The sequence below is a fragment of the Chromobacterium rhizoryzae genome, assembly GCF_020544465.1.
GTDB lineage: Bacteria > Pseudomonadota > Gammaproteobacteria > Burkholderiales > Chromobacteriaceae > Chromobacterium.
In genome coordinates this window covers 2,252,863-2,273,421 of the sequence record NZ_CP066126.1, presented here as the reverse complement: position 1 = coordinate 2,273,421, position 20,559 = coordinate 2,252,863, and the positions used below count along the sequence as shown (strand labels likewise).

General features: G+C 61.8%; 19 protein-coding genes. 10 read left to right on the top strand and 9 right to left on the bottom strand.

The window, feature by feature from the left end:
* Positions 1 to 14: 14 nt before the first annotated feature.
* From urtA to JC616_RS10290, 3 genes are all read right to left on the bottom strand, one after another.
* Positions 15 to 1,280, bottom strand: coding sequence for an urea ABC transporter substrate-binding protein (urtA, locus tag JC616_RS10300; protein ID WP_227108095.1), 1,266 nt, complete (start codon positions 1,278 to 1,280; stop codon positions 15 to 17).
* 130 nt (positions 1,281 to 1,410) lie between these two features.
* Positions 1,411 to 2,325 carry a response regulator transcription factor gene (locus JC616_RS10295; RefSeq protein WP_227108093.1) on the bottom strand — a complete coding sequence of 305 codons (915 nt, stop codon included), beginning with the start codon at positions 2,323 to 2,325 and terminating at the stop codon, positions 1,411 to 1,413.
* Positions 2,301 to 5,642 (bottom strand): ATP-binding protein, encoded by a 3,342-nt coding sequence (locus JC616_RS10290; protein WP_227108091.1) that lies wholly within the window; start codon positions 5,640 to 5,642, stop codon positions 2,301 to 2,303. Before JC616_RS10290 ends, JC616_RS10295 begins: the two co-directional genes overlap by 25 nt.
* 266 nt (positions 5,643 to 5,908) lie before the next feature.
* Here JC616_RS10290 and JC616_RS10285 point away from each other — a divergent pair, with 266 nt between their 5' ends.
* Together JC616_RS10285 and JC616_RS10280 are read left to right on the top strand one after the other, a co-directional pair.
* Positions 5,909 to 6,064 carry a DUF5993 family protein gene (locus JC616_RS10285; protein ID WP_158274275.1) on the top strand — a complete coding sequence of 52 codons (156 nt, stop codon included), beginning with the start codon at positions 5,909 to 5,911 and terminating at the stop codon, positions 6,062 to 6,064.
* Positions 6,065 to 6,074: 10 nt separating this feature from the next.
* Positions 6,075 to 6,623, top strand: coding sequence for a disulfide bond formation protein B (locus JC616_RS10280; protein ID WP_107799321.1), 549 nt, complete (start codon positions 6,075 to 6,077; stop codon positions 6,621 to 6,623).
* An 18-nt stretch (positions 6,624 to 6,641) separates the two neighbouring features.
* On the opposite strand, the gene JC616_RS10275 is transcribed toward JC616_RS10280, so the two are convergent.
* Positions 6,642 to 7,568 carry a DMT family transporter gene (locus tag JC616_RS10275; RefSeq protein ID WP_227108089.1) on the bottom strand — a complete coding sequence of 309 codons (927 nt, stop codon included), beginning with the start codon at positions 7,566 to 7,568 and terminating at the stop codon, positions 6,642 to 6,644.
* A 120-nt stretch (positions 7,569 to 7,688) separates the two neighbouring features.
* On the opposite strand from JC616_RS10275, the gene JC616_RS10270 reads away from it, so the two are divergent.
* Positions 7,689 to 8,594, top strand: a complete 906-nt coding sequence (locus tag JC616_RS10270) for a LysR substrate-binding domain-containing protein (protein ID WP_227108087.1) — start codon at positions 7,689 to 7,691, stop codon at positions 8,592 to 8,594.
* 4 nt (positions 8,595 to 8,598) lie between these two features.
* Here the strand turns inward: JC616_RS10270 and JC616_RS10265 are convergent, their stop codons facing one another.
* Together JC616_RS10265 and JC616_RS10260 are read right to left on the bottom strand one after the other, a co-directional pair.
* Positions 8,599 to 8,874: a hypothetical protein gene (locus JC616_RS10265; protein WP_107801776.1), complete on the bottom strand. Its 276-nt coding sequence runs from the start codon at positions 8,872 to 8,874 to the stop codon at positions 8,599 to 8,601.
* 447 nt (positions 8,875 to 9,321) lie between these two features.
* Positions 9,322 to 9,996: a hypothetical protein gene (locus tag JC616_RS10260; RefSeq protein WP_227108085.1), complete on the bottom strand. Its 675-nt coding sequence runs from the start codon at positions 9,994 to 9,996 to the stop codon at positions 9,322 to 9,324.
* Between the two features lie 263 nt (positions 9,997 to 10,259).
* On the opposite strand from JC616_RS10260, the gene JC616_RS10255 reads away from it, so the two are divergent.
* Positions 10,260 to 10,736 (top strand): MarR family winged helix-turn-helix transcriptional regulator, encoded by a 477-nt coding sequence (locus tag JC616_RS10255; RefSeq protein ID WP_227108083.1) that lies wholly within the window; start codon positions 10,260 to 10,262, stop codon positions 10,734 to 10,736.
* A complete protein-coding gene (locus tag JC616_RS10250) occupies positions 10,733 to 11,257 on the top strand; it encodes a hypothetical protein (protein WP_227108081.1) in 525 nt (174 codons plus the stop codon). The genes JC616_RS10255 and JC616_RS10250 overlap by 4 nt, the downstream gene beginning before the upstream one ends.
* On the opposite strand, the gene JC616_RS10245 is transcribed toward JC616_RS10250, so the two are convergent.
* A complete protein-coding gene (locus JC616_RS10245) occupies positions 11,226 to 12,095 on the bottom strand; it encodes a LysR family transcriptional regulator (protein ID WP_227108079.1) in 870 nt (289 codons plus the stop codon). The genes JC616_RS10250 and JC616_RS10245 overlap by 32 nt on opposite strands.
* A 102-nt stretch (positions 12,096 to 12,197) precedes the next feature.
* Here JC616_RS10245 and JC616_RS10240 point away from each other — a divergent pair, with 102 nt between their 5' ends.
* A complete protein-coding gene (locus JC616_RS10240; RefSeq protein ID WP_227108077.1) occupies positions 12,198 to 13,271 on the top strand; it encodes an alkene reductase in 1,074 nt (357 codons plus the stop codon).
* Between the two features lie 234 nt (positions 13,272 to 13,505).
* Here JC616_RS10240 and JC616_RS10235 read toward each other — a convergent pair whose 3' ends face one another.
* On the bottom strand, positions 13,506 to 14,393 hold the full coding sequence (locus JC616_RS10235; protein WP_227108075.1) for a LysR family transcriptional regulator: 888 nt from the start codon (positions 14,391 to 14,393) through the stop codon (positions 13,506 to 13,508).
* A 160-nt stretch (positions 14,394 to 14,553) separates the two neighbouring features.
* Here JC616_RS10235 and JC616_RS10230 point away from each other — a divergent pair, with 160 nt between their 5' ends.
* Together JC616_RS10230 and JC616_RS10225 are read left to right on the top strand one after the other, a co-directional pair.
* Entirely contained in the window at positions 14,554 to 15,798 is a 1,245-nt protein-coding gene (locus tag JC616_RS10230) for an NAD(P)/FAD-dependent oxidoreductase (protein WP_227108073.1), read from the top strand.
* A 15-nt stretch (positions 15,799 to 15,813) separates the two neighbouring features.
* Entirely contained in the window at positions 15,814 to 16,926 is a 1,113-nt protein-coding gene (locus JC616_RS10225) for a polyamine ABC transporter substrate-binding protein (protein ID WP_227108071.1), read from the top strand.
* Between the two features lie 211 nt (positions 16,927 to 17,137).
* Here the strand turns inward: JC616_RS10225 and JC616_RS10220 are convergent, their stop codons facing one another.
* Positions 17,138 to 17,650 carry a hypothetical protein gene (locus JC616_RS10220; protein WP_227108069.1) on the bottom strand — a complete coding sequence of 171 codons (513 nt, stop codon included), beginning with the start codon at positions 17,648 to 17,650 and terminating at the stop codon, positions 17,138 to 17,140.
* Between the two features lie 484 nt (positions 17,651 to 18,134).
* Between JC616_RS10220 and JC616_RS10215 the strand changes: the two genes are divergently transcribed.
* Positions 18,135 to 19,616 (top strand): hypothetical protein, encoded by a 1,482-nt coding sequence (locus JC616_RS10215; RefSeq protein WP_227108067.1) that lies wholly within the window; start codon positions 18,135 to 18,137, stop codon positions 19,614 to 19,616.
* Positions 19,588 to 20,529: a DNA adenine methylase gene (locus JC616_RS10210; RefSeq protein WP_227108065.1), complete on the top strand. Its 942-nt coding sequence runs from the start codon at positions 19,588 to 19,590 to the stop codon at positions 20,527 to 20,529. The genes JC616_RS10215 and JC616_RS10210 overlap by 29 nt, the downstream gene beginning before the upstream one ends.
* Positions 20,530 to 20,559 lie beyond the last annotated feature (30 nt).

Here is a 20,559-nt window from a genome sequence, read left to right as displayed (position 1 = left end):
GGCTCCTTTCCGGCTCACTTGCTTTTCACCGGGGTGTCCGGCCGCTTGTCGTTGCCGGGCAGGTACGGGCTCCACGGCTGGGCGCGCACCACGCTCCGGCTCTTCCACACCACCGAGAACTGCCCGTTGGGCTGAATCTCGCCAATCATCACCGGCTTGCGCAAATGATGGTTGCGGGCGTCCATTTCCAGCGTGAAGCCGGACGGCGCGTCCATCCGCAGCCCGGCCAGGGCCTTGCTCACCGCGGCCGTATCGGTGCCGCCGGCCTTGCGCACAGCCTGCGCCCACAGCCGGACCCCGACATAGGTCGCCTCCATCGGATCGTTGGTCACCAGCTTGTCCGCCCCGGCAACGCCCTTCTTGCGCGCCCAGGCGCGGTAGTCCGCCACCCACTTGGCGTTGACCGGATTTCTCACGCTCATGAAGTAATTCCAGGCCGCCAGATGGCCGGCCAGCGGTTTGGCGTCGATGCCCTTCAGCTCCTCCTCGCCCACCGAGAACGCCAGCACCGGCACCTCGGCCGCCTTCAGGCCCTGATTGCCCAGCTCCTTGTAGAACGGCACATTGGAGTCGCCGTTGATGGTGGACACCACCGCGGTCTTGCCGCCGGCGGCGAACTTCTTGATGTTGGCGACGATGGTCTGGTAATCGTTATGGCCAAACGGGGTGTAGGCCTCCTGGATGTCCGCGTCCTTGACCCCCTTGGTTTTGAGGAAGGCGCGCAGAATCTTGTTGGTGGTGCGCGGATAGACGTAATCCGTGCCCAGCAGGAAGAAGCGCCGCGCGCCGCCGCCCTCCTTGCTCATCAGGTATTCCACCGCCGGGATCGCCTGCTGATTGGGCGCGGCGCCGGTGTAGAACACATTGGGCGACATTTCCTCGCCCTCGTACTGCACCGGGTAGAACAGCAGGCCGTTCAGCTCCTCGAACACCGGCAACACCGATTTGCGCGACACCGAAGTCCAACAGCCGAAGGTCGCCGCCACCTTGTCGCGGCTCAGCAATTGGCGCGCCTTCTCCGCGAACAGCGGCCAGTTGGACGCCGGGTCCACCACCACCGGCTCCAACTTCTTGCCCAAGACCCCGCCTTCGGCGTTGATCTGGTCGATGGCGAACAGCGCCATATTCTTGAGCGAGGTTTCGGAAATGGCCATGGTGCCGGACAGGGAGTGCAGCACCCCCACCTTGATGGTGTCGGCGGCGAGAGCCGGCGCGGCGCCGAAGCCGCTCAGCGCCAGGCTCAGCGCAAGGGAAGACAAGACATGAGGGCGAATCAACATGGGAAGCTCCTGGGGCGATCCTGAAGCGACGGGAGGCCGTCCGGCCGGCCCGGCGAGGAATTGTTGCACTGCAGGATCAGACTAAGCCCCGGCCCGCCCGGCCGGAATACGTTACATGACGTATGCCCCGTCACCCGCCGCCGGCGCTGCGCAAGGCCAGCGCCGCGGCCGAGGTGCGGGTCTCCACCCCCAGGCGGGCGAACACATGCTCCAGGTGCTTGTTGACGGTGCGCGGACTCATGCCGAGGATGTCGCCGATATCGCGGTTGGTCTTGCCCAGGCTCAGCCAATGCAGCACCTCAGCCTGGCGCGGAGTCAGCCCCAGCGCCCGCATCAGGCGCCGCGGCGCGGCGCCATCTCCCGCCTCGCTCAAGGCCAGCAGGCACTCGTCCCCGGCCAGCCGCCGCGCCAGCAAGGCCGCGCCGCCGCCTTCCGCCAAGGTCAGGCTGGCCCCCGCCGCGGCCTGGGCCAGCCAGGGCCGCCAACGCGCCGCCAGCGCCGCCTCGGACCAGCCGTGGGCTTGCAGCAGGCCGCGCGCGCGCTCAGTCAGCCACAGCGGCCGGCCGCTGGCCGGGTCCGCCGCCAGCAAGGCCTGGCCCGAAGCCTCCAGCGCCTGCCGCGCCCGGCATAACTGGCGCGCGCTGCCGATATGGGCGGCCAGCCGCGCCAGCACCTCCGCCGGCCGCAGCGGCTTGATCACGTAATCCGCGCCGCCGGCGGCAAACGCCGCCAGCACGTGCTCGCTGTCGCTGAGCCCGGTCATGAACACGATGGGAATCGCCTGCGTTTCCGCCCCCGCCTTCAAGCGCCGCGCCGTCTCGAAACCGTCCATGCCCGGCATCAACGCGTCCAGCAGAATGATGTCCGGCCGGCACTCGGCGGCGCGGCCCAAGGCCGCCGCGCCGTCCGTGGCCAGCAAGACCCGGTAGCCGGCCAGGTCCAGCGCATCGTGCAGCAAGGCCAGGTTTTCCGGCTGATCATCCACGATCAGCGCCGTCGCCCGCTCCGGCCGCGGCGCGCTCACGCCGGCGCTCCCGGCAGCCATCGCAGCAACTCGTCCAGCCGGCAGCCGTCCAGCAGGCACCGCGCCCGCGCCAGAAACGGCCCGTAAGCCGGGTCCGCCCCCAGCGCGCCCACCTCCAAGCGCAGCAGGGCGGCGCGCGCGCCGCGCAGATAGCCGCGCCGCAAAGCCTGCCGCAACTCGTCCAGCGCCTCCTCCGGCGGCCAGCGCAGCGCCGGCTCCGCGCCGCTCAGCCACTCCAGCTGCAAGCGTCGGCCTATCCAGTCCAGCAGCTGCTCGACGCGGATGGGCTTGACGAAGAAATCCTCGGCGCGGATGCCCGCGTCGTTGTCCTGCCCCCGCTCGAAGGCGTTGGCGGAAATCACCGCCAGCGCAGGCGCGTCGCCGTGCCGGCGACGGATACGCCGCAGGGTTTCCCAGCCGTCCAGGCCCGGCATCGCCAGATCCATGCACACCAGATCCGGCAACGTCCGCGCCTGCTCCAGCCAGTCCAGGCAAGCCTGGCCGCCGGCCGCCTGCTCCACCTCGAAACCCAGGGGCGACAAAGCGCTGGCCAGCATCTCCCGGTCCTGCTCATGATTGTCCACCAGCAGCACCCGCCGCCTCCGACCCTGGTAGCCGACGCGCGCCGACAAGGGCGCCGCCGGCGCGGCGCCCAGCCGCGGCAGGAACAGACGCAACGTGAACACGCAGCCCCCGCCCGGCCGGCTGTCCAGCCTCAGCTCCCCGCCCATCAGCGAGGTCAGCATGCCCGCAATGGTCAGGCCCAGCCCGCTGCCGCTCTGGCCGGCGGCCCCGCCGCCGCGCTCAAACGGCTCGAACACGCGCTCGGCCTCCTCCGGCGCGATGCCGGGCCCGGTGTCGGCAACTTCAAAACACGCCACCTCGCCCTGATAACGCAGGCCCAGGCTGACCTCGCCATGCGCGGTGAACTTGACCGCGTTGCCCAGCAAATTGATCAGAATCTGCCGCAGCCGCCGTTCGTCGGCGCGCACCAGCGCCGGCCACTCGCCTTGCGGCAGAAAGCGGAAGCCCAGGCCCTTGTCCCGCGCCTGCAGCTGGAACATCGCCGTCAATTGGCCGATCAGCGCGGCGAAGTCCAGCGGCCGCGGCTCCAGGCTGAGCCGGCCGCTTTCTATCCGCGCCAGATCCAGCGTGCCCTCGATCACCGACAGCAGGTGATCCCCGCTGCGGCGGATCACCGCCAGCGCCGGCCGTTTCGACGGCGGAATCTCCGGGTCCCCGTCCAGGATCTGCGCATAGCCCAGCATGCTGTTCAGCGGCGTGCGCAGCTCATGGCTGAGCGTGCTCACGTAGCGGCTCTTGGCCTGATTGGCCTGCTCCGCGTCGCGGCGCGCCTTTTGCAGCAAGGCGTCGGTGCGGCGGTGGGAAGCGATCTCGCGCAATAAGCGCTGGGTCTGCCGCTTGGACTCTTGCCGCGCCACCTGCCGGCTCTGCCGCAACAAGACCAGCCACCAGGCCAGCACGCTGCAGCCCAGCAGCAGGCCCGCGCCCAATTGCGGCAGCCGCGCCGCCAGCCCCTCTAAGGCCGGGCGGCTCCGCGCCCAAAAGGACAAGCCGGCCATAAGCAGGCCCAGCCCCGCCAGCATGGGCGTCATCAGCAGCAGATAATCGGCCAGGCCGCGTTGCAGATACGGCCGGCAGCCCCGCGGCAGCAGCCGGCTCAGCCAGGCGCGCCACTGCTTGTCCAGCCGCGCCTTGGGCTTGCAGCGGTCCTCGCAACGCGCGTCCAGCGTGCAGCACAGGGAGCAGATCCAGCCGCGATACGCCGGGCAACTGACCATGTCCGGCGGCTCGTACAGGCGGCGGCACAATACGCAGCGCTGCGGCGGAGCCGGCGGCGACGCCGGCTGTCGCGCCAGGTAATAACGACCGCCGCTGAGCCAGGCCAGCGCCGGCGTGGCCAGCAAGGCGGTCAGCAAAGACAGGAAGGGGGCCAGCGGCTGCATCTGCTCGCCCAGCGCCCCCAGATGCGCCGACACCGAAACCGCCGAGGCCAGGAGCAGCGAACCCAGTCCCACCGGATTGACGTCGTAAAGATAGCCGCGGCGGAACTCAATGCCCGGTGGGCTCAGCCCCAGCGGCTTGTTGATGGCCAAATCCGCCGCCACGGTCACCATCCAGGCGATGGCCAGATTGGCGAACAGCGCCAGCACGTGCGCCAGCGCCTGGAAAATCTCCAGCTCCATCAGCAAGAGCGCGATCAAGAGATTGAAAGCCACCCACACCACCCGCCCCGGATGGCTATGGGTCAGCCGCGCGAAGAAATTGGACCAGGCCAGCGAACCGGCGTAGGCGTTGGTGACATTGATCTTCAGCTGCGACAGCAGCACGAACAGCACCGTCGCCGCCAGCGCCAGCCGGCCGTCGCCCCAGATCCGGGCGTAGCCGAACCAATACTGGCGCGCCGGATCCAGCGCCGGCCCGCCGACCTGACCATGGTCCAGAACCAGCCAGGCCAGCAGCGCGCCGCCCAACATCTTCAGCATGCCGGGCAATACCCAGCCGGGGCCGCCGGCCAGGCAGGCCAGCCACCAGCGGCGGCGCTGGCCGGCGGCGGGCGGCGGCATGAAGCGCAGATAGTCCGCCTGCTCCCCCATCTGCGCGATCAAGGCGACGCCGATGCCGAAAGCCGCACCAAAACGACGCAGATCGAAGCCGCCCGCACCGCCTTCCGCCCCGGCGTAGTGCCAAAAGCCGCTCAAGGCCTCCGGCTGGCGCGCCAGCACGAAACCATAGGGCAGCAACAACAAGCCCAGCCACAGCGGCTGGGTCCAGACTTGCAGCCGGCTGATGGCGGTGACGCCGTGGGCCACCAGCGGCAGCACCGCCACGGTGCACAGCACATAGCCCCAGGCCGGCGGCAGGCCAAAGCCCAACTCCAGCGCATAGGCCATGATGGCCGCTTCCAGCGCGAAGAAAATAAAGGTGAAGGCCGCGTACAGCAAAGAGGTGACGGCGGAACCCAGATAGCCGAAGCCGGCGCCGCGGGTCAGCAGATCCATGTCCACGCCGTAGCGGGCGGCGTAAACGCTGATAGGCAGGCCGGCCAGCAGAATCACCAGCCCCACCGCCAGAATGGCCCAGGCCGCATTGACGAAGCCGCCCGCCGTCAGCATCGCCGCGCCCACCGCCTCCAACACCAGAAAAGCGGCGGCTCCGCCCAGCGCGGTGTGCGCCACCCGCCACGGCGACCAGCGCCGGAAGCTCTGCGGGGTATAGCGCAAGGCATAGTCTTCCAGCGACTCGCGCGCCACCCAACTGTTGTAATCGCGGCGAACTTTCACCGCGTAAAGCGGCGCGGGATGGGAAGCGGACATGGCGGCGGCCTTGAGGCAATGCTAACAACTGCTTTAATGCAAAAAGCCTGCCAAGCGCCGCCGCGCGCGGCAAAAGGCCGCCGTTTCCCATCGCCGCCCTGCGCGCCGTTTTATACGATACGAATGGCGAATGTACTGATTCAACGGCAAATTTCGCACTGCCGCCTGCAAACAAGCTATTCACACAACATTAAGCAAGCGCTAATATTGATTGGCAACCACCACCCAGGCCGGCTCCGCCGGCCCGCCACATTAAGGAATTCCCGATGGATACCCTGCTGTTTCTGCTATTGGCCGCCTCATTGCTGGCCTTGATCCTGCGCAAGCGCCAATGGGCCTACGCCTGCTGGGGCCTGGCCTTCGCGCTCACCCTGTACTGGTTCAAGTTCCACGCCACCAGCAGTCTGCCCATTTCGCTGTGAGGAGCCCGACATGACGCACAACCTCACCGACAAGTTGAACCAACTGGGCCTGCTGCTGATCAACCTGATGCTGCTGGTCGCCTTCTACTTCCAGTTCGCCCAGCATGAGCTGCCCTGCCCGCTCTGCCTGCTGCAACGCGTGGCCTTGTGCGCCATCGCGGTGGCGCTGGCCGCCAATGTGCTGCTGGGCGACAAGCCCGGCCATTACGGCATGATGCTGCTGGCCGCCGCCGCCGGCTTCGCCGTGGCCGGCCGTCAAGTGCTGCTGCACATCGCCCCCGGCGACGCCGGCTTCGGCCCGCCCATCCTGGGCCTGCATTTCTACACCTGGGCCGCGATCGCCTTTTTCGCCGTCTTCATCGGCTGCGGCCTGCTGCTGATGCAGTGTCAGCGCGAACACAGCTTCGACCGTCAGCCCCCGGCGCAGCTGGGCCGGCTGGCCAAGGCCGGCGTCGCCCTGACCATGGCCCTGCTGCTGGGCAACGCCCTGTCCGTATTCCTGGAATGCGGGCTGGCGGCTTGCGGAGAAAGCCCGATCAGCTATCTGCTGCTCAATTAAGCCCGCGCCGCGCCGCCGCTAGATCGACCAATCCTCGTCCGGCGCGGCGGCGCGCGCCGCCGGCGCTTCCGGCCGCAGCACCAGCCACAGCGCCAGCGCGATCAAGGCGCCGCCCAGCGCCTGGGACAGCGTCGCCGTCTCTCCCAGCGCCAGCCAGCTCCAGAAAATGCCGAAGGGCGGAATCAGAAACGTCACCGTCAGCGCCTTCAGCGGGCCGACGTCGGCTATCAAGCGGAAGTACAAAACATAGGCCAGCGACGTGCACAGCAGGCCCAAGGCCAGCATCGCCAGCCACACCTCCGCCCCCGCCTCCGGCCACCCCAGCGGCTGGGAGCTCGCCTGCCAGGCCATCAAGGGCAATAGCAGCAAGACCGCACCCAACTGGCTGCCCAGGGCCACCACGCGGCTGTCCAGCCCGCCGCGGTCCGCAATCCAGCGCTTGGTCAGAAAACCGGCCAGGCCGTAACAGGCGGTGGCCGCCAGGCAGGCCGCCACGCCCCACAAAGCCGCCGTTCCCGTCGCCAGCGGGCCCGTCTGCGTCAGCACCGCCACGCCGGCCAGGCCGATCAGCACGCCGGCCAGCTTGTTGGCGCTAATGCGCTCCCCAAACGCCGCCGCGCCGATCAACACCCCCATCAGCGGCGTGCTGGCGTTCAGGATCGCGCTATAGCCGGCCGGCAACACCCGGGCCGCCAGCGCGAACAACAGAAAGGGCAAGCCGGAATTGATCACCCCCAGCAGCAAGGTGGCGGCCAGCTTGCCCTTGAAGGACAGCCCCACCCGCAACAAGGCGATCAGCCCCAGCAGGCCCGCCGCCCCCAGCGCCACCCGGCCAAACGCCGTCGGCAAGGCGCCCAGCGCCGGCGCGGCGATGCGCATGAACAAAAAGCTGCCGCCCCACAAGGCCGCCAACAACAGCAAACGACCCAAGCTCGCCATTCCCATGATGCCTCTCCCTTCGCCTTGTATTTAACTTTGCTAAACCAGATACTGAAATCATCAACCGCATAGATGCCGCAAACAAACGATTTTTCCTGATTGACGATTTAGAAAATCTAAACTCATATGCCCAAACCGCCGCTGGAATCCCTGCGCTTCTTCGAAGCCGCCGCGCGCCGGCTCAGCGTCAAGCTGGCCGCCGAAGAACTGCACGTCACCCCCGGCGCGGTCTCCCAGCAACTGCGCAAGCTGGAAGACTGCCTGGGCCAGCCGCTGTTCGAGCGCCGCGCGCGCGGCCTGACGCTCAACGCCGCCGGCCGCGACTACCTGGCCGCCTGCCGGCAAGCGCTGGACCTGATAGACCACGCCACCGCGCGGCTGACCGGCGCCCGCCGCGTAATCCTGCTCAGCTGCACCCCCTCGTTTGGCGCGCAATGGCTGCTGCCCCGGCTGCAGGGCTTCATGCGCGAGCACCCGCGGATCGACGTCCACGTCAGCACCGGCAACCGCGTGGTCGACCTCGCCGCCGAAAACATCCACTTCGCCGTGCGCCACGGCCTGGGCGATTACCCCGGCCTCAGCGCCTGCAAGCTGCTGGACGACGAACTGACGCCGGTATGCGCGCCCGCGCTGCCGGCGCGGCTGGACGCCCTCGGCGGCGAGCGGCTGCTGCACGACGAACACCGCGGCGACTGGCGGCTGTGGAGCCGCGCCGCCGGTCTGGAACTGGACTGCGAACAAGGCGTGGTCTGCGTGGACTCCAACGCCGCCATAGAGGCCGCGCTGGCCGGCCGCGGCTACGCGCTGGCGCGGCGCTCCTTGCTGCAAGCCGAACTGGCCGCCGGCCGGCTGCGGGAACTGCCGGCGCCGCCGCTGCGTAGCGCCCTCGCTTATTACCTGATACACCGTCCGGACCTCATGCGCGACCCGGAAATGGGCGTCTTCAAACAATGGCTGCTGGAACAAGCTGCGGCGGCCCAAAACAAAAGCCCGCCGGGCGGCGGGCTTGTTGCGCAACAGCGTCTTGGCTAAGGGCCTACAGACGCACGTTCTCGATGCGGGTCACATGCGGCGGCTTGCCGCCCAGCGGCTGGTAGATGTACACCGCCACCAGATGCGGCTGCGCGCCGGGATACACCACCTCCGCGCTGGCCAGGAAAATATAGTTCTCTCCGGCCACCACTTGCGTGGACACCGCCAGCGGCACGTATTTCACGCCCAGCAAACCTTCCGTGGCCTGATGGAAAACCTTGCGGTCTTTTTCATCCACCGGCTGGAAACCGGACCAACCACCCAGCAATTGTTCAGACATGATCATGCTCCCGTAATGAGTTATCCAACACTGGAAACAACACGGAGCCCGCTTCGCTTGCCCCGCCCAATGCCGGTATAGCAAGGGCTCCCGCGCCAGGGCAAGGCTTTAGTTATTACTACGTAATTCATATTTCAAACTAAATTCCCATTTATCATTTTCATATCGCCAAACAGACTTTGGCCAGCCGCTCGGCGTCGCCGGCCAAGCCGCGCACGCATGAAAAAAGCCCCGCGTAGGGGCTGGATTCATCATGGGCATCGCGTCAGCATACGGACAGACGCGCAGCGTAAAGCGGCTCTCAGAACGTGTTTACGATCTCGCGAGCTAAGGCGAGCCAAGGCGAAAACCGCTGAGAAAGCGGAGTGTACACACGGCATATGAGCATTTCGAAGCGGTACACGCCGTGCCGCGTCTCACGGCGCGCAGCAGACCGTAAACAGGTTCTCAGAAATTCAAAGCCCAATCCGGCTGCAAGGCCTTGATCAAGCCCGACGGCAGACGCTCGCCCTCCACCAGTAAGGAACACTCCAGCGAGAAATGCCGGGGGTCGGACTTGGAGGCCGTCAACAACAAACGCGGCACGTCCGCGTACTGCTGCTCGGGCTTGATGGTTTTCCACGCACCCTTGTCCCATTGGCGGTACAACGTACAGACGCCGCCCTTTTCCTTGTCGCAGCTGAATGTCAGATCCGGCCGCTGGGCGACGAATTGCTGGAGCGTCATATCCCGCTGCCCCAGCAAGCGGAAACCCCAGTTATAGGACTCCAACACCCCGTTGACGTCCATCGGACCATTGGTGTTGTGGAAGTGTTCTTCCACGTAATTGCGCAAGGCCCACTGCGGCGTCAACGCCACCGGCTGATCGATGGCGGAATGGCGCAGCAGTGACGTCAAGCCTTCGGACGCGCCGCTGACGTCCTCCTCCATCTCCTGCGCCTGATCGCGGACAGGCTGCATCCGCAACGCGGCGCGGCCGTTTTCCACCGTCACCGGCAGGCCGGGAACGGCCTTGCCGGGCTGGGCGATGTAGCGAAAGAAACTGCCGTCGCAATTGAACATCTGGCGCAGCGCCTCATCATCGGCATGGGCGTGCAGGCTGAGCAACATCAAGAAGGGCAAGCATTTTTTCATTGGCTTTGAACTGAGCTTTTTAGGAAGCCGACGATGCTAACATAGAAATTACATTTTCATTTTTGACTGTATTTACAAGTACATACGCATTCATCATCCATTGCCGCTCAATGAACGCGCCCGCCCGGCCTGAAGCCCCCGCCCTGCCTTGCCGCCTCCAAGCAACCGTATTCATGCCAAAACCAAAATGAGCTTGCAATCTGACAACTGGTTGTCAATAATGGCAACCGGTTGTCAAATAGAGAAACCCCATGTCCACCCAACAAAACCATCGCCCTCAAGACATCACCGAGCTGATGTTGCTGATCTTCCGCCTGAACGGCGCCCTGCTGGAAAGAGGCGACCAACTGGTGGCCCACCTGGGCATCAATAGCGCGCGCTGGCAGGTGCTCGGCGCGGTGGGCCTGGCCGACGGCCCGCAAACCGCGCCGCAAATCGCCGCCCGCATGGGCATCAGCCGCCAAGGCGCGCAAAAACAGCTGCACAAGCTGGTGGAGGAAGACTATTTCGACGTGCTGCCCAACCCCCAACACGCCCGCTCCCCGCTGTACCGGCTGAGCGCCAAGGGCGAACGCACCGTGGCCGGCACCCAAGATTGCCAGGCGCGGTGGACCGCGCAGCTGGCGCAACAGCTGCCCGACGCGGACTTCGACGCCGCCCGCCAAACCCTGCAACAACTGCTGCGCGTGCTGGAGACGCTCAGCCCGCCCATTGGAGAAGAGAAATGAACCGCTTCCTCAAACTCATCCACTTCATCGCGCTGGCCCTGTTCCTGGGCAGCATTCTGGCCTGGATCGTGCTATCCGAAACCGGCCCGGCCGCCCCGGCCCTGCTGGCGCAGACGCGGCAGTACATCCATATCGGCACCTGGGCGCTGACCGTGCCCGGCCTGTGGCTGATGTTGATCAGCGGCCTGCTGCTGGGCTACCGGCGTTACGGCCCGCGCAACCGCTTCTTCCAGCTCAAGCTGGGCCTGACGCTGCTGATCCTGCTCAACGCCAGCTTCGTGGTGGTGCCGGCGGTGGACATGGCCAATCAACTGGCCCAAGCCGCGCTGCTTGAGGGGGCGGGCGGCGCGCCGGGCGCGGACTTTCAGGCCGCCACCCTGCGCGAGGCGATAGGCGGCGGGCTCAACATCCTGCTGATCGTGATCACCGCCGCCGTCGGCGTTTGGCGGCCCGGCGCTCGCGGCCGCTTCACGGCGGACGGCCATGGCGTCAACGCAGGCGCTGCTGTAAAAACTCGATGAAGCGCTGGGTCTTGGCCGGCAGCAAACGGGTTTCCGTCAGCGCGTACACCGGCACCGGCGTGCCGTGCCAGCCGGGCATGATCCGGCGCAGGCCGCCGCTGGCCACCTCGTCCGCGACAATCTCCTCCGGCATCAGCACAATGCCCATGTCCAGCGTCGCCAGCCGCTTGGCCAGGCCTATGCTGTTCAAGGCGAAGCGCCCGCCCGCCGCAACGGCGAGCTCCCGCCCTTCGCCGTGGAAGGTCCAGGCGTCGGGCTTCAGCACGCTCAGGCACTGATGCCCCGCCAGCTCCGCCGGGCTTGCCGGCTCGCCCGCGCGGGCCAGATAGCCGGGCGAGGCGTACAGCCCGGGCGTCAGCGCGCCCAAGGTCCGCGCGATCAATTGCGAACTCTCCGGCGTCCCCATGCGCACCGCCACGTCGAAAGGCTCGCTCACCAGATCGACGCGCCGGGGAGTCAGGTCCAAATCGAAATCGATGCCGGGATGGAGCCGCGCAAACTCGGCGATCATCGGCGCCAGATAGGTCACGGCGAAATCCACCGGCAGCGAGGCGCGCAACACCCCGCTGGGCTGAGCCAGCATCTCGCCCAATTGCTCGTGCGCCAGCCGGGCCTCGTCGACGATGCGCCGGCAGCGCTCGTAGTAAAGCAGCCCGGCCTCGGTCAGCTCTATCCGGCGAGTCGTGCGATGCAGCAGCCGCAGCCCTATCGACTTCTCCAGCGCGGCAATCCGCCGCGACAGCGTGGAGTTCGGCACCCCGATCGCCTCCGCCGCATTGCGGAAGCCCTTGGCCTTGACCACCTCGACGAACAAAGCCATATCGTTTAGCAATTCCACCTCATTGCTCCAAAAATGGATCAGTATTATCCAAAATACCCTATTTATCTCACAAATAAAGCCGGCGATGATGAGAGCACCCCACCAATAGGAGAAAGCGCAATGAACACCGTATTCGACCCCGCCCGCCTCGCCGGCCTCACCCTGAGCAACCGCCTGGTCATGGCCCCGATGACCCGCTCCCGCGCCCAGGCGGACGGCAGCCCGAGCCCGCTGGCCGCCCGCTATTACGCCCAGCGCGCCGGCCTCGGCCTGATCATCAGCGAAGGCACCCAGCCGTCCGACGAAGGCCAAGGCTACCTCGCCACGCCCGGCATCTACACCGACGCCCACGTCGCCGGCTGGAAACACACCACGGACGCCGTCCATGCCCAGGGCGGGCGTATCTTCATCCAGCTGATGCACGCCGGCCGCATGAGCCACCCGGACAACACCCCGCGCCATGAGCTGGGCGTCGCGCCCTCCGCCATCGCTCCCGGCGCCGGCATGTTCACCGCCACGGGAATGCAGCCGATTCCCAACCCGCGCGCGCTGAGCACCGAACAAGTGCGCCAGACGGTGCAGGACTTCCGCCACGCCGCCCGCCGCGCCATTGAAGCCGGCGCCGACGGCGTGGAAATCCACGGCGCCAACGCCTACCTGGTCCAGCAATTCCTCGCGCCCAGCGCCAACACCCGCGACGACGAATACGGCGGCTCCCTGGAAAACCGCGCCCGTTTCGCCATCGAAGTGGCCACCGCCATCGCCGAGGAAATCGGCCCGGACAGAACCGCCATCCGCCTGTCGCCCGGCCTGAGCATCTGGGGCATAGACGAGGGCGAACAAGGCCCGGCGCTATACCGCTATCTGGTGAGCGAACTGAACAAGCTGGGACTGGCCTACCTGCACCTGATGCACCTGGGCGACGAGGTCTTGCTGGCCGATCTGCGCCAACGCTGGCAAGGCGCGCTGATCCTCAACCGCCCGGGCCGCCCGCGCGAGCAGATCGGCGCCGATATCGCCGCCGGCCTGGCGGAGCTGGAATCCTACGGCGCCATGGTGTTGGCCAATCCGGACTTTGTGGAACGGCTCAAGCGGAATGCGCCGCTGAACGCGGCCGACAAAAACAGCTTCTACGGCGGGAACGAGCAGGGTTATACCGACTACCCCGCCCTGAGCGACGCGCAGCCGGCTTAGAGCCTGTTTCAATAGGACGATGCGGCCTTGAAAGCCGCGCATCCAAAGCGCCCCAAGGCCCGTCAACAACCTTCCGCGTGGGTATCGCTGCGCTCCTCCCACCCTACCCATGGCGAGCGGCCGCTTCCAGGGAGGGAGGCGCCGTAGGCGATACCCGCCGGCGCGCTCTGCGTTCCGTGACGGCGGGCCATGGAAGCGGTTCGCGCTCCACGCCGGATGGCTCTCCGGATGGCTTTAATGATCCGCGCACAAGTGCCGCTGCAACCAGCGCTTTACCACGGCGGCGTTGGGATGGGCGTCCCCGCCTTTTTTGAAGGTCAACACATAGGCGTTATCGGTTTGCAAAGCGCTCGGAAACGGGGAGCAGAGCGAACCGTCTTCCAGCAGCCCTTGCACCAGCCGCTGATCCGTCATGGCAATGCCCGCCCCTTGCAAGGCGGCTTCAATCGCCAATTCATCCAGATTGAAAAAGATTTGCGCCTGCGATGGGTCCAGCCACAGATTCTTGCTTAAAGACCAGCGCTCCCAATCCATGCCGTTCATCGAACCATGCAGCAGCGTATAGTCCGGCAATTGCTCAAGCCGGGTCGGCATGGGCTTGGCGCACACGGATTGCGGATGACAGACCGGAATCAGGGATTCGGCGAATAAGAGCCAATCCTCCTGCGTGATTGCCGCGGCGTCCTTATAACTGACAAAGGCGTCGTATTGCGCCAAGTCGCCATAAATCAAATCGGTTTCCGTTTCCACCGCCAAACTCATCCCAGGGTTATCCGCGGCAAATTGATTCAGCAGCGGGATAAACAGCCTCATGGCCAATGAAGCGTAGATCTTCAAACGAAACGGCCTGATTTTTTTGGAATAGCGCTTTTCCACATTGCCCAGCTCGCGAAAAATCAATTCCGCCGAATGCAGCAGCCCCACGCCCTCCGCGGTCAGCTCGATCTTGCGCGCGCTCCGCTTGAACAAAGTCACGCCATAATGTTCTTCAAGCAATTGAATCTGCCGGCTGACCGCGCTTTGGGTCAGATGAAGCCGCTCCGCCGCCGCCGTGAACGAGCTGCATTCGCTCAACACCAGAAAGGTTTGCAAGGACTGAATATTGGGCGGACGAATGATCATGAGCATGAAATCCCGGAATGATAGGATGAAAACAAATTGTTGGTCATGGCCGCAAACCGCTGCTTACACTAGAAAAATCGGCAATACCCCATAAGCAGGGCAAGCAATGAATCAATGCGGCTGGATTGAAACCACGGAATCAAGCAAGACCTTCCCCAGCTTGAACAAAAATCTAAAAACCCATTTCCTGATTATCGGCGGCGGAATCTCGGGCATTTCTTGCGCCATCAATCTGGCCACGCTAAACCCCTCCGCCCACATCACCCTCGTGGAGCGTCAATTATTGGGACAAGGGGCCTCCTCGCGCAACTCCGGCTTTGTCGTCTGCCATGAAAAACCCGACGACGGCGAATATTGGCGACAAGCCGGATTTGAAAACTACCGGCATGAAACCCGCTTCGGCATGGCCGCCAGCCAACTCCTTGCCCAATACATTGAACAATTCCACATAGACTGCGATTACGACGCCGCCGGTTATTACATTGGCGTGAGCGATATCAGAAAAATGTCCAGCCCCGCGCGCCTCCTGGAAACGCTGGAAGCCGTGGGCGCGCAAGCCACGCTATGCCAGGGCGCATCGCTCGCCCATGCCTTGGGCACGGACTTTTACCAGCTGGCCATACACTGCGCCGGCGGCAACGCCCTGATTCAACCCGCCAAATATGTCCAGGGCCTGCTGGCCGCCTTGCCCGCCCAAGTGGAAGTGTATGAGCAGTTCAACGTCAGCCAAATTCGGAGCGGGCCGCTTGGCGCGCTGGAGGCCCATGGCAACGGGCGGGTCATCCGCGCCGACCATATCATTGTGTGCGCCGGCGCCTTCGCCGGCAGAGCCGGCCTCCAAGGCGCGCACGTGCTGCCGCTGGAGCTCAGCGCCTCCTTGACCCGGCCCTTGAGCCCGCCGGAACTGGCCGCCATCGGCAACCCTCGCCCCTGGGGCATGCTGTCCGCGGCCCTGACCGGCGCCACCGTCAGGCTGACGCGGGACAGGCGCTTGATGATACGCAACACCCTGGAATTCCGTCGCCGGGATCTGGCCGCGGCGGACTTGCACGCCCGACGCCAGCGCCATCTATCCGGCTTGCAGCGGCGCTTCCCCTGGCTGGACGAGCAGGCCATCGCCTTTAGCTGGTCCGGCCACCTCGGCGGCACCCGCGGCGGCAGGCCCTTGTTCAAACAGATGGCCCCCAATCTGTTCGCCGTGTCCGGCTGCAATGGCTCCGGCCTGGCGCGCGGCACGCTCTGGGGCAAGCTGCTGGCCGAATACGCGTCGGGCGTTTCCAGCGAGATGCTGGCCCACGTCCTCGCCCGCGGTTCGCCGGGCTGGCTGCCGCCCAGGCCGTTTCTGGACATCGGCGCCAGCCTGAAAATCGCTTACGAACGCTTTAAGTCCAGCAGTGAAATCTAAGCAAGGAGACGCATCATGGAGAAATGGACAACACGATCAAGAACCGCCTTCGCCCGCGCCGGCCTGCTGCTGAGCGGCTTGCTGGCCGCGCCCGTTCATGCAGGCGAAATCCTGAACGTCTACAACTGGTCGGACTACATCGCCAAGGACACCATCGCCAATTTTGAAAAACAGCAGAACGCCAAGGTGCGCTACGACAATTACGACAGCAATACCACCTTGGAAGCCAAATTATTGCTGGGCAACGCCGGATACGATGTGGTGGTGCCCACCTCCAATTTTCTCGCGCGGCAAATCAAGACCGGCATCTACCAGAAGCTGGACAAGAGCAAGATAGGCAATCTGAAGCATCTGGACCCGGTGCTGATGAAGCTGATTGAAGGCGCCGATCCCGGCAACCTCTACGGCGTGCCCTGGGCTTATGTGACCGTCGGCATCGGTTACAACCAGCAGAAAGTCAGCCAGGCGCTGGGCAGCAACGTCAAGATGAACTCCTGGGCGGTTCTGTTCAACCCGCAATTGGCGGCCAAGGTGTCGAAATGCGGCTTGTCGGTGGTCGACGGGCCGGTCAACGTCTTCGCCGCCGCCTTGCAATACCTGGGCCGAGACCCGAGCAGCGCCAACCCCAAGGATTACGAGGACGCCTACGCGCTGCTCAAAAAGGTCAGGCCCTATATCTCCCGCTTCAACACCTCCGGCTACATCAATGACCTCGCCAACGGCGATATCTGCGTGGCCCTGGGGTTTTCCGGCGATGTCTATATCGCCAGCAAGCGGGCCAGCGAGGCCAAAAAACCCTATTCGATCCGCTTCGCCAACGTCCGGGAAGGCGGCTTGCTCGCCTTTGACGTGATGGCCATCCCCAAGGACGCCAAGAATCCCGCGCTGGCGATGAAATGGGTCAATTATATCGAGGACCCCAAGGTGAACGCGGCGATCACCAATGAAACCTTCTACCCGACGGCCAATAAGGCGGCGCGCAAATACGTGAACCCGGCCCTGCTCAACGACCCCATCCTTTACCCGCCGGAAGCCGAGCTGAAGAATATGACCCTGATCAAGCCGCTGCCCCAATCCATCATGAGCTTGCAAAGCCGGCTGTGGTCACGGCTTAAGATCAACAAGTAAGCCTGACAAAGACCTAAGAACCTGTTTACGATCTGCTGCGCGTTGTGGAACGTTACACGGTGAGTACCCCTTCGAAATGCTCATGTACCGTGTGTACACTCCGCTTTCTCAGCGGTTTTCGCCTTGTCTCACCTTAGCTCGCGAGATCGTAAACACGTTCTAAGCAGAAACCCGCCTCACGGCGGGTTTCTTCACTCAAGCTTCCGGCGGCTCAGGGCTTGCGCTTGCCCTCCAGCCACGCCATCAGATCCCGGCTGCGCTGCAACTGGTGCATCGCCTCCACGTGGCGGTACAGGTTCAACTGCCGCCCGGCCACGCCCAGCAAGATCTCCAGATAGTTGAAAAAGCCGCGGCGCAAGCCGTTGCGGTGGCTGTGGTCGCTGTGGTCCATATCTCTGGCAATGCGCAGCAGCAAGCCGCGGCCGGCGTCCAGCTCATTGCTTTTCAGCCACAGCGCCAGGTGCGCGGCGTACTGGCGGCCCAGCATGCAGGCCTCGGCGTAATCCTCGGGTTCGGCCGGCTGCCAGTAATGCGGATGATTGCGGCCCGGAATGAAGCGGACAAAAGGCAGACGGGTTGCCTTGGTTTCCACGGAAACACAGCGGTACTGCGAGCGCCGCAGCGCCGGCTGTTGCGGAGAAACGCTGTCCTGCTGGACGGCGGGATCCTTGGAATGGGATGGAGTGGATTCGATGTTGGGCATCGGACGGACTGGCTTCGCCATTGCAACCTCCTTGGATGAGAGGGCCTGGCCGGCAAAGCGGCAAGGCGGGCACATGACAAGGCTGGTCTCACCGGTATCTTGGTCCGGCGCGCCCATGGGGCGCCCCTGCCATGGCCCGCCCAAATAGGCAAAGCAATAGCAACCGGACACGAAAATGCCGCTTTCGCGGCGTGTCCGCCAAGATACAAACTCAGGAGACCAGTCCCGGCGCTGTTTGTGTGGCAGCGCGGGGACCATTGTTGGCTAGATGGAGGGGGGAGTCAAGGAGATGGGGTCGACTAAAGCCCCATAGAGTAGATACGGAAGATCAGCTAACCTCATAATTTGTTAGTAAAAACTCTTCACCACCACAATCCAGTGCACCTCAAGCCAGCCATCACCAAGATAGCCTTGCCTTCAACATGGCCATTGAAATATCATAAAAATCTAAAATTTCACAATGCATTCGTTTTATAAAGTGCTTCATACATGGATGGGAGTTTTTATGAAAACAATCAAAAAAACAATATCGATAGACAAAATTGATTTAGATACAAATAACCCTAGAACAAACGAAACAGCAAGCCAAATAGAATCAATAAACCGTCTTTTGTCAATTGAAAACAATGGCGAAAAGGTCTACGAGCTAGCATTCGATATATGCTCAGTAGGATCGCTCGATCCTGGTGATAGCCTTTACGTCTTTCAACCAAAAAAGGAGGTGGAAAGATACATTGTATTAGATGGCAATAGACGAGTAACTGCGCTAAGATTGCTCTCACAAAAGCAGCTGCTTGAAAGAGAAGATCTAGAGTTGAGCAGAGCTCTACGGGAGAAATTTAAACGCCTAGCTGCCTCACATGCAAACAGATGGCCGCAAGAAGTTGATGTGGTTGTGTTTGATAGCCGAGAAGCAGCTAATTATTTTATTCGTTTAAGACACACCGGGGAGAACTTGGGTGCAGGCAGGTCGGCCTGGTCTGCCCTTCAGATTGCTCGCTTCGACAACACCGCGCTATGGCAATGTTTAAGTCTATTAAGAGAAAAAAACTTACTAACTCTTGAGGTTTTAAATCAATTAGATAACAGTTTATTTCAAATCACAAATCTAGATAGGATTATTGGAACATCATACTTTCAAGAAAAGCTAGATGTTTCTTTCAATAAAAATACTTTTCACTACAACTCAAAAAAAGAAAATTCGTTAAAAACAATCTCTTTTATTGCCCATGACGTAGCAATAAAGATTGTTGATACACGTGGCGAATATGAAAAGATAGAAGGCATCAAAAGATACATCGACAGAACCATTACAAGAACGGAAAAAATTGAGCAGGATGAGTCTACCTTAAAAAGTCCTACTCAACCTCCCCCTTCTCCCCCAAACACTTCCTCTCAAAAACAGAGCACCCAACTAGGAAATATCGATACGACAGGTCCCTTAGATAACAAACCGGACTTAGATCAGAAAAACACAGCCAGCAGCGACAAAACAAAAAGCAATCCATCAGAAGATAAAGTACGCTCAAAACGAAAAAGAAAATATTTAATTCAAAAAGATGAACTAACTTCCGTTTCTCACAACAAATGTCGAGTCATCATCGATGAGTTACGAAATAAAATTCCAGTCAATGATGCTCCATATGCATGCTCGATGCTTGTGCGCTCCATTCTTGAAATTACCTCTTCCATATATTTAAATTCTTTTGAAATCAAGCCCAAAGCTGATAACAAGTCACATATCATTACACAAGCAAGCGGCCACTTAATTGGCAACAACCACCCCACGGACCCGTTTAATGCCAAAGCACTTGCCAAGAGCATGCAGCAGTCTAGCCATGCATACGAACAACTATCTGACACTGCACACAGTACCGTGAGCGAGATAAGCCCTGAGCATGTTCGCGCAACATGGGATACAATCAAAGGAGGATTAGAAATGATGTGGAAACGCATCCATGCCTCCAAAAGAAATCAAGACGCATAAAATGGCCAACACCACTCCACTCAGATACCCAGGAGGAAAGACTAAGCTCCTTCCTTATTTACACAACATAATAAAACAGAACAATTTACATGACCCCGTTTATGTTGAGCCCTTTTGTGGTGGTTGCGGACTTGCTTTAGAGTTACTTTGCAGCTACACAGCTGGGAAAATCATCTTAAATGATTTGGACCGAGCCATTTATGCATTTTGGCACGAGACAATAAACAACCCTAAAGAACTATGCAAGAAAATAGAATCAACCCCTTGCAATATTGACACTTGGAATAAACAAAGAGAAGTTTGGCAAAACAGAAGTGCAGCCCCATTGCCAGATTTGGCGTTCGCCACCTTCTTCTTAAATAGAACTAACAGATCTGGAATCCTGGATGCTGGAGTAATTGGAGGCAAGGAGCAGTCCGGAAAATGGAAGATGAATGCAAGGTACAATACCTCTGACCTTATTCGCCGGATAGAAAAAATCGGGCAGCTAAAATCAAGAATTGAGCTATACAATCTTGAGGCCATAAGTTTTTTAGAAAAGATCACACCACAACTCCCGAAAAACTCCCTAATATATCTTGACCCCCCGTATGTAAAAAAAGGCCCAGGGCTTTATTTGAATTACTACAAAGAAAAAGATCACAAACTTTTGGCAGAGCATGTGCAAAACAAAATCAAGACACCATGGATAGTATCTTACGACGACCACCCCATCATTAAAAGTCTCTACAACGATCGTCAAACACAAACATTGGATTTTACCTATAGCGCTCACAGCGCCACCAAAGCAGGAAGGGAGCTAATATTCTTCTCCGAAGACATTACCCCCCCTGACATGAAAAACTCCAAATTTAGAACAAAAAAACCGTGGGATTCAACAGTGCCAAGCGCCAGCATCACTGAGCACATTTAATTACCATTGATTTATTTTCAATAAAAAACC